Source organism: Aurantimonas litoralis, from assembly GCF_026153195.1.
GTDB classification, from domain to species: Bacteria; Pseudomonadota; Alphaproteobacteria; order Rhizobiales; family Rhizobiaceae; genus Aurantimonas; species Aurantimonas coralicida.
The window spans coordinates 144,021-151,658 of record NZ_JAPFBM010000007.1 but is presented as its reverse complement, the minus strand read 5'-3'; the positions used below and the strand labels follow the sequence as shown (position 1 = coordinate 151,658).

General features: G+C 64.4%; 8 protein-coding genes. 7 read left to right on the top strand and 1 reads right to left on the bottom strand.

The window, feature by feature from the left end; genetic code table 11:
* Positions 1–100 precede the first annotated feature (100 nt).
* From N7I30_RS15285 to N7I30_RS15270, 4 genes are all read left to right on the top strand, one after another.
* Positions 101–352 carry an Lrp/AsnC family transcriptional regulator gene (locus N7I30_RS15285; RefSeq protein ID WP_370196882.1) on the top strand — a complete coding sequence of 84 codons (252 nt, stop codon included), beginning with the start codon at positions 101–103 and terminating at the stop codon, positions 350–352.
* Positions 353–634: 282 nt separating this feature from the next.
* Complete coding sequence (locus N7I30_RS15280) at positions 635–1,648, top strand: DctP family TRAP transporter solute-binding subunit (RefSeq protein WP_024350694.1); 1,014 nt, start codon at positions 635–637, stop codon at positions 1,646–1,648.
* Positions 1,649–1,843: 195 nt separating this feature from the next.
* Positions 1,844–2,524 carry a TRAP transporter small permease gene (locus tag N7I30_RS15275; protein ID WP_498639975.1) on the top strand — a complete coding sequence of 227 codons (681 nt, stop codon included), beginning with the start codon at positions 1,844–1,846 and terminating at the stop codon, positions 2,522–2,524.
* A gap of 6 nt (positions 2,525–2,530) precedes the next feature.
* Positions 2,531–4,156, top strand: coding sequence for a TRAP transporter large permease (locus N7I30_RS15270; protein ID WP_024350693.1), 1,626 nt, complete (start codon positions 2,531–2,533; stop codon positions 4,154–4,156).
* A gap of 134 nt (positions 4,157–4,290) precedes the next feature.
* Here N7I30_RS15270 and N7I30_RS15265 read toward each other — a convergent pair whose 3' ends face one another.
* Positions 4,291–4,716, bottom strand: a complete 426-nt coding sequence (locus N7I30_RS15265; RefSeq protein ID WP_202797863.1) for a MarR family winged helix-turn-helix transcriptional regulator — start codon at positions 4,714–4,716, stop codon at positions 4,291–4,293.
* A gap of 399 nt (positions 4,717–5,115) precedes the next feature.
* Between N7I30_RS15265 and ectA the strand changes: the two genes are divergently transcribed.
* From ectA to N7I30_RS15250, 3 genes are all read left to right on the top strand, one after another.
* Positions 5,116–5,697: a diaminobutyrate acetyltransferase gene (gene ectA / locus N7I30_RS15260; RefSeq protein WP_024350692.1), complete on the top strand. Its 582-nt coding sequence runs from the start codon at positions 5,116–5,118 to the stop codon at positions 5,695–5,697.
* 101 nt (positions 5,698–5,798) lie between these two features.
* The gene (gene ectB / locus N7I30_RS15255; protein WP_228240957.1) at positions 5,799–7,100 is read left to right on the top strand and encodes a diaminobutyrate--2-oxoglutarate transaminase; all 1,302 of its coding nucleotides are present in this window, start codon (positions 5,799–5,801) and stop codon (positions 7,098–7,100) included.
* Positions 7,101–7,148: 48 nt separating this feature from the next.
* Complete coding sequence (locus N7I30_RS15250; RefSeq protein WP_024350690.1) at positions 7,149–7,541, top strand: ectoine synthase; 393 nt, start codon at positions 7,149–7,151, stop codon at positions 7,539–7,541.
* Positions 7,542–7,638: the final 97 nt, after the last annotated feature.

The following is a 7,638-nucleotide window of genomic DNA, read 5'->3' as shown; positions in this document are numbered from 1 at the left end:
ACGAGGGCACGCATGACGTCCATGCGCTGATCCTCGGCAAGGCCCAGACCGGCCTCCAGGCCTTCTTCTGAGCCGCGACAGCAACCGCCGGAGACAAACGATGCAGACCATCTTCGTCCAGTTCAAATGCCGGCCGGGCGCAGCCTATGCGGTCGCCAACGATCTCCAGGAATCGGTCGAGGAAATGTCGGAGGTCTATTCGACCTCCGGCCATTACGACCTGATCGCCAAGTTCTATCTCGACGATGGCCGCGATCTCGGCCACTTCGTCACGGAAAAGCTGCAGGTGCTCGATGGTGTTGCCGACACCTTCACCACCGTAGCCTTCAAGGCGTTCGGCTCGGCCGGATAGGCGTTTTCGCGCCCGCCGGCGAAGCTCTCCCCTGCAATCCAGGGATGCTACCATGGCGGTGCTTGCCAAGCCCAGTCCCATTTGCTTCCCTCTGCTCATTGCAACGGTGGGAGGCCGTTGCCGGGAGACACACGCTGCCTCGGCCAGCGTCGCGACGCGGCGGCCGGGTGACGCGATCCGGCCGAAATCCCACCCGACTTGCGACAATGGATGCGTGCCGCCCCGGCGGTCGCATCGCTCGTTACACTCGGGTCCGATCTGGACCACACCGGAGTTTCCACGATGAAGAATCTGCTTCTGGGCGCCGTCTCCTCCCTCGCTCTCGGCCTGACGGCCTCTGCCGCCATGGCGCAGTCGGCAGGCTGCGACGATGGCGAAATGGTCATCAAGTTCGCGCATGTCGTTGCCGCGACCGGTCACCCCAAGGGTGACGCCGCCACCATGCTGGCCAACCGCGTCAACGAGGAGATGAACGGCACCGCCTGCATGGAAGTCTTCCCGAACTCCACCCTGTTCGACGACGACAAGGTGCTGGAAGCGCTGCTGCTCGGCGACGTCCAGCTTGCCGCGCCGTCGCTGTCGAAATTCGAGGCCTACACCAAGAAGTACCGCCTCTACGATCTGCCCTTCCTGTTCTCCGACCTGTCGGCCGTCCAGACCTTCAACAACTCCGACACCGGCAAGGAACTGCTGACCGTCATGGAAGACGTCGGCTATACCGGCCTCGGCTACTGGCTGTCGGGCATGAAGCAGTTCTCGGCCAACAAGCCGCTGGAAGTGCCGAGCGACGCCGACGGCCTGAAGTTCCGCATCCAGACCTCCGACGTCGCCGAGGCGATGATCAGCGCCATGGGCGCCTCGGCCCAGAAGCTGGCCTTCTCGGAAGTCTATCAGGCGCTGCAGACCGGCGTCGTGGACGGGCAGGAGAATTCCTGGTCGAACATCTACACCCAGAAGTTCTTCGAGGTGCAGGACGGCATCACCGAGACCAACCACGCCGCCCTCGCCTATCTGCTCGTCACCTCCACCGAATGGCTGGACGGCCTGGAGCCGGAGGTTCGCGACCAGTTCCTGACCATCGTCAACGAGACGACCAAGGCCGCCAACGACGCCGTCGCCGATACCGAGGCGAAGAACCGTCAGAACATCCTCGACAGCGGCTCCACCATCCGCGAGCTCTCGGACGAGCAGCGCGAGCAGTGGGTCTCCACGATGAAGCCGGTCTGGGATCGCTTCCGCGACGACGTCGGCCAGGACGTGATCGACGCCGCGCAGGCGTCGAACCCGGCCAACTGATCGCCTGACGAACGGCCGGGCGCCCATCGGCGTCCGGTCGTCCCGCAGGCCCGGCTGACGCCCCGGATTTTCAGGCGATCCACGCAATAATGCACGGTATCGACGGCGGGTCTCTTCCCCTTTGCGGTCCGATATAGTAGCCGCCACCGTCGACTGGACAGCATAGCCGCCATCGGCCGTTTCGGGAGGAGATTCATGAGCGCGTACTGGCCGTTTCTCGCCATTCTGGCGCTCATCGTCCTCCTGTTCTTCGTCGAACGGCGCTGGCCCGAGCGGGTCACCCGCATCGAGGAGAACATTCTCGCCACCATCCTCGCGGCGATCACTCTCGTTTCCTTCTCGCAGGTCGTCGCCCGCTACGGCTTCAACAGCGGCTGGACCGGCGCGCTGGAACTGACCCGCATCCTGTTTGCCTGGATGATCCTGTTCGGCATGAGCTACGGCCTGAAGCAGGGCATCCATCTCGGCGTCGACGCGCTGATCCGCACCTTCCCCAAGCCGCTGTTCCGCGCCGTGGCCCTGTTCGGCGCCTTCTGCACCGCGCTCTATGCGATCATGCTGCTGGCGGCCGACTGGCTGTCGGTCTTCGGCGCCAATTCCTCCGGCGGCGCGATCTTCTACTGGAAGCGCTTCTTCGACATCGGGCTGGGCCTCGACGATCTGCGCTATCCGGTCTTCATCCAGGAAGCCTTCGGCATGCAGGAGCGGGTGCAGCGCTGGATCGCCTATCTGATCCTGCCGATCGGCCTGGCCCTTCTGGCCTTCCGCGCCCTGCAGGGCCTGGTGATGATCTGGAACGGTGAGCGTGAACTGATCATCGCCGGACACGAGGCGGAAGACCTCGTGGCGGAAAACAAAGACCTCCTGAAGGACTGACGACGGATGGAAACCACCCTTCTCTTCATCCTCGTCCTGAGCCTGCTGTTCCTCGGCGTGCCGGTGGCGATCTCGCTCGGCCTGTCGTCGGTGATCCTGATCGCCTTCTTCTCGACCGACTCCATGTCTTCGGTCGCGCTGCAGCTGTTCACCGCGTCGCAGAACTACACCCTCCTGGCGATCCCGTTCTTCATCCTGGCCTCGGCCTTCATGTCGACCGGCGGCGTCGCCCGGCGCCTGATCAACTTTGCCATCGCGACGGTGGGCCATTTTCGCGGCGGCCTTGCCATGGCCTCGGTGCTGGCCTGCATGCTGTTTGCGGCGCTGTCGGGCTCGTCCCCGGCCACCGTGGTGGCGATCGGCACCATCGCCATCGCCGGCATGCAGAAGGTCGGCTACAGCAAGGACTTTGCCGCCGGCATCATCGCCAATGCCGGCACGCTCGGCATCCTGATCCCGCCCTCGATCGTCATGGTGGTCTATTCCGCCGCCACCGACGTCTCGGTCGGCCGCATGTTCCTCGCCGGCGTCATTCCCGGCGCCGTCGCCGGCCTGATGCTGATGATCGCCATCTATGTCATGGCGCGGATCAAGAACCTGCCGGCGGAGCCCTGGCACGGCTTCGGCAACATCATCCATCACGGCAAGGATGCCGGCTGGGGCCTGTTCCTGATCGTCATCATCCTGGGCGGCATCTATGGCGGCGTCTTCACGCCGACCGAGGCCGCCGCCGTCGCCGCCGTCTACGCCTTCTTCGTCGCCATCTTCGTCTATCGCGACATGGGCCCGATGAAGGGCATTCCCTGGGTGCTGCCGACCGACAGCCGCAAGGCCCGCGTCGGCTTCTCGGGACTGGTCTATGGCGTCGCCTTCTTCTTCGTCTGGATGATCCTGTCCTTCTTCGCCACCGACGCGCCTGGTGGCGCCTCGATGAGCTTTGCCGAGCGCGCCACAGTCGGCGGCATCATCTCGCTGATCCTCGTCATCGCCTACACGCTGTGGCGAGGCGAGCGGACCGGCGTGACGGGCGTCCTCGGCCATCTGGGCGCCGGCCTGCCGGTCTGGGGGCGCAACCTCGCGCTCTCGTTCCGCAATATCGGCCGCGCCTTCTTCAACGAGGACACGCGCAAGGTCATGGTGGAGGCGTCGCGCACCACGGTGATGCTCATGTTCATCATCGTCAACGCGCTGCTCTTCGCCCATGTCCTGACCGCCGAGCGCATTCCGCAGGCGATCACCGACATGATGCTGGGCGCCGGCTTCGACTGGTTCACCTTCCTGATCGCCGTGAACATCCTGCTCTTGATCGGCGGGCAGTTCATGGAGCCCTCGGGCCTCCTGCTGATCGTCGCACCGGTCGTGTTCCCGATCGCCATGGAGCTCGGCGTCGATCCGGTCCATCTCGGCATCATCATGGTGGTGAACATGGAGATCGGCATGATCACGCCACCGATCGGGCTCAACCTGTTCGTAACATCCGGCATCACCGGCATGAGCCTCGTCCAGGTGGTCAAGGCCGCACTGCCCTTCGTGGGCGTGCTGTTCCTCTTCCTGATCCTGGTGACCTATGTGCCGGCGCTCTCGACCTTCCTGCCCTACAGCCTGATGGGCCCGGAGATCGTCACGCGCTGACGACGGAGCATCGGAGCCGACACGTCTACTCGGCGACGACCGGAACGAAAAAGGGCGACCCCGGTGGTCGCCCTTTTTCGTTGGTGAATCGTTGCAACCGCACGATCGAACGGAGGTCTGCTACCGCGGCGTGACTACGGCCGGGGTGTCGCGATCTCGCCGAATTCGAGCACCGGACCGGCGTCGATGCGCTCGGCGTTCAGAAGCCCCGCAATGCGCTCGAGGCTGGCGACCACCATCGCCTGCTCCCAGTCCTTCATGCGGTCGAACTCGCTCTGGAAGCTGACCTGAAGATCGGGCGGCATGCTGGCGAGCATGGCGTGGCCTTCTTCCGTCAGGTCGATCCAGATATGCCGCCGGTCGCTCTCGCCACGGCGGCGCTGCACCAGCTTGCGCTCAACCAGCCGGTCGATCAGCGTGGTCACCGTGGCCTGCGTCAGGCCGATCTGCGCGGCGATGGCGCTGGGCGTCATCTCGCCCTGGCTGAGGATCCGCAGTACCGTCAATTGCGAACTCGTCAGGCCGGTTTCCTTGGCCAGCCGCCGCGCACTGAATTCCATGGCGCGAATGATCCGCCTGAGCGCGATCAACGCCTGCCGTCCCCGATCCTCCATGTTCCGCTTTACCCCGATGAGATCGTCCGCGAGGCCCTTTGCCTCCGCCGCATCCTGGCGGCGGCGCCATATAAGCGAGGGATCCTTCGACGATCAAACCGATTCTTTGGGGTTGGGGCAGAAATCATTTGACCAGCAAATGACCTCCGGCCGCCCATTCCGTCATCAATATTTTTTCCGAGCCCTGTCGGAAGGTGCTCAAACCACTGATATAACGCGATGAACCCTTGATGAGGCGGGTGCCGAATCCCCGCGCAGATCGCCCGCGAGCGCGCCGCGGCGGTTGACTATCGCTTCGACCGTATAAATATTCCGCCTCAACGAAATAACGCACGAGGCGCGTCCATGCAGAAGTCCGATAAAGGTCACCGTCCCCAATTGGCCAGCGTTTCTAGCCCTTTGACGTTCCGCCATCCCGTCCGTGAGGATGGGCAGGCGGTGCACGACCTGATCGACTCCTGCGAGGCGCTGGACGACAATTCGCTGTACTGCAACTTCCTGCAGTGCACCCACTTCGCCAGCACCTGCATGCTGGCCGAGCTGGATGGCGAGATCGTCGGCTGGGTGTCCGCCTACCGTCCGCCGGAAGAGCCGGAAGCCCTGTTCGTCTGGCAGGTTGCCGTGGCCGAAGCGGCCCGTGGCCGCCGTCTGGCGCGCCGCCTGATCGCGAACCTGCTGACCAGCGAATCCTGCGAGGGTGTCGAGCGCCTGAAGACCACGATCACGCCGGACAACAAGTCCTCCTGGCGCATGTTCGAGGGCGTCGCCGACGAGTTCGATGCTAAGATCACCGACAAGGTCTGGCTGTGCGGCGACGAGCACTTCTCGGGCGATCACGACAGCGAGCACATGCTGACGATCGCGCCGATCGATGCAAGCGCCGCCGAGACCGACGACATGCCGGAACAGACGGCACAGGCTGCCTGACAGCCAGCCCCCGCAGCAGACTGCGGGCGCGACCGGAACCTGGACAGAACGTTGATGCCCGCCGTGCCGCGGGCTCCGTTCGTAACAACACGGATTGACACATGCTGAACCACACCGAAACGCCCGCCACGACGGGCGCCGCCACCTTTGCACGCCTCGAATCCGAGGTTCGCAGCTATTGCCGCAGCTTCCCGACGGTCTTCAAGAAGGCGCAGAACGCCACGCTGACCGACATCGAGGGCCGCGAATATATCGACTTCCTCGCCGGCTGCGCGTCGCTGAACTACGGCCACAACGACCCGGACATGAAATCGGCGCTGGTCGACTACATCATGTCGGACGGCGTGACCCACGGCCTCGACATGTTTACCGAAGCCAAGGAAGCCTTCCTGATCTCGTTCAGCGAGCGCATCCTGAAGCCGCGTGGCATGGACCATCGCATGATGTTCCAGGGCCCGACCGGCGCCAACGCCGTCGAGGCGGCCCTGAAGCTCGCCCGCAAGGCCACCGGCCGCGAGAACGTCATCGCCTTCACCAACGGCTATCACGGCGTCACCACCGGTGCGCTCGCCGCAACGGGCAACGGCTCGCAGCGGGCCGGCTCGCGCAGCCAGCTCACCGGCGTCACCCGCATGGCCTATGACGGCTTCCATGGCGAAGGCGTCGACAGCGCCCAGATGCTCGACGACATGCTCGGCGATACGTCGAGCGGCATCGACGCCCCCGCGGCGATCCTCCTGGAGTGCATCCAGGGCGAAGGCGGCCTCAACGTTGCGTCGAAGGAGTTCCTGCAGCGCCTCAGCGCGATTGCCAAGAAGCACGGCGCACTGCTGATCATCGACGACATCCAGGCCGGTTGCGGCCGCAGCGGCGACTTCTTCGCCTTCGAGTTCGCCGGCATCCAGCCGGACATCATCACCATGGCGAAGTCGCTGTCGGGCTTCGGCCTGCCAATGTCGATGGTTCTGGTGAAGCCGGAATATGACGTCTTCACCCCGGCCGAGCACAACGGCACGTTCCGCGGCAACAACCATGCCTTCGTGACGGCCCGCGCCGCCCTGGAGAAGTTCTGGGCCGACGATGCCTTCGCCAAGGATATTCGCCGCAAGGCCGACTATCTGAACCAGCGCCTCGGCGCCATCGCCGAGAGCTACGGCTTCCGGGTCAAGGGTCGCGGCATGATGCGCGGCATCGACACCGGGTCCGGCGACAAGGCCGCCGAGATCTGTGCCGCCGCCTTCGAGCGTGGCCTCGTCATCGAGACCGCCGGTTCGTCCGACGAGATCGTCAAGGTGCTGGCACCGCTGACGATTTCCGATGAGACCTTCGCCCGGGGCCTCGATATCGTCGCCGAGGCCTTCGAGACCGTTCTTCGTGCGCCGGCGCGTGTCGCAGCCGAATAGGCTGCAGACACCACCACCCCGCACATTTCACCGAATTGGAGTATCCACATGATCGTCAGAGATCTCGCAGAAGCCCGCAAGACCGAACGCCTCGTCAAGTCGGAAGGGTGGGATTCCACCCGCCTTCTCCTGAAGTCCGACAATGTCGGCTTCTCGTTCCACATCACCACGCTCTACGCCGGTGGTGAGAACCACTTCCATTACAAGAACCACTATGAGTCGGTTTACGTGGTGTCCGGCGAAGGCACGATCGAGGACAAGGCGACCGGCGAGGTTCACGACCTGCGTCCGGGCGTGATGTACGTCCTCGACAAGCACGACCGGCACATCGTCCGGCCGAAGACCGAGATGTCGGTCGCCTGCGTGTTCAATCCGCCGCTGAACGGCAAGGAAGTCCACGACGAGACCGGCGCCTACGCTCTCGAAGGCGAGGCGATCTAAGACCCTGCGATCCGGGCGGCCTTGCGCCGCCCGATCCGTTCAGAGCCCTGCGCGCTGGCTGCCAGCCGGCGCGGGGCCACAAGCCGAACCGCGATGC

Coding starts and splice junctions, on each gene's coding strand:
- N7I30_RS15285 (WP_370196882.1), top strand. CDS start 101: ATGCAGACCATCTTCGTCCAGTTCAAATGCCGGCCGGGCGCAGCCTAT.
- N7I30_RS15280 (WP_024350694.1), top strand. CDS start 635: ATGAAGAATCTGCTTCTGGGCGCCGTCTCCTCCCTCGCTCTCGGCCTG.
- N7I30_RS15275 (WP_498639975.1), top strand. CDS start 1,844: ATGAGCGCGTACTGGCCGTTTCTCGCCATTCTGGCGCTCATCGTCCTC.
- N7I30_RS15270 (WP_024350693.1), top strand. CDS start 2,531: ATGGAAACCACCCTTCTCTTCATCCTCGTCCTGAGCCTGCTGTTCCTC.
- N7I30_RS15265 (WP_202797863.1), bottom strand. CDS start 4,716: ATGGAATTCAGTGCGCGGCGGCTGGCCAAGGAAACCGGCCTGACGAGT.
- ectA (WP_024350692.1), top strand. CDS start 5,116: ATGCAGAAGTCCGATAAAGGTCACCGTCCCCAATTGGCCAGCGTTTCT.
- ectB (WP_228240957.1), top strand. CDS start 5,799: ATGCTGAACCACACCGAAACGCCCGCCACGACGGGCGCCGCCACCTTT.
- N7I30_RS15250 (WP_024350690.1), top strand. CDS start 7,149: ATGATCGTCAGAGATCTCGCAGAAGCCCGCAAGACCGAACGCCTCGTC.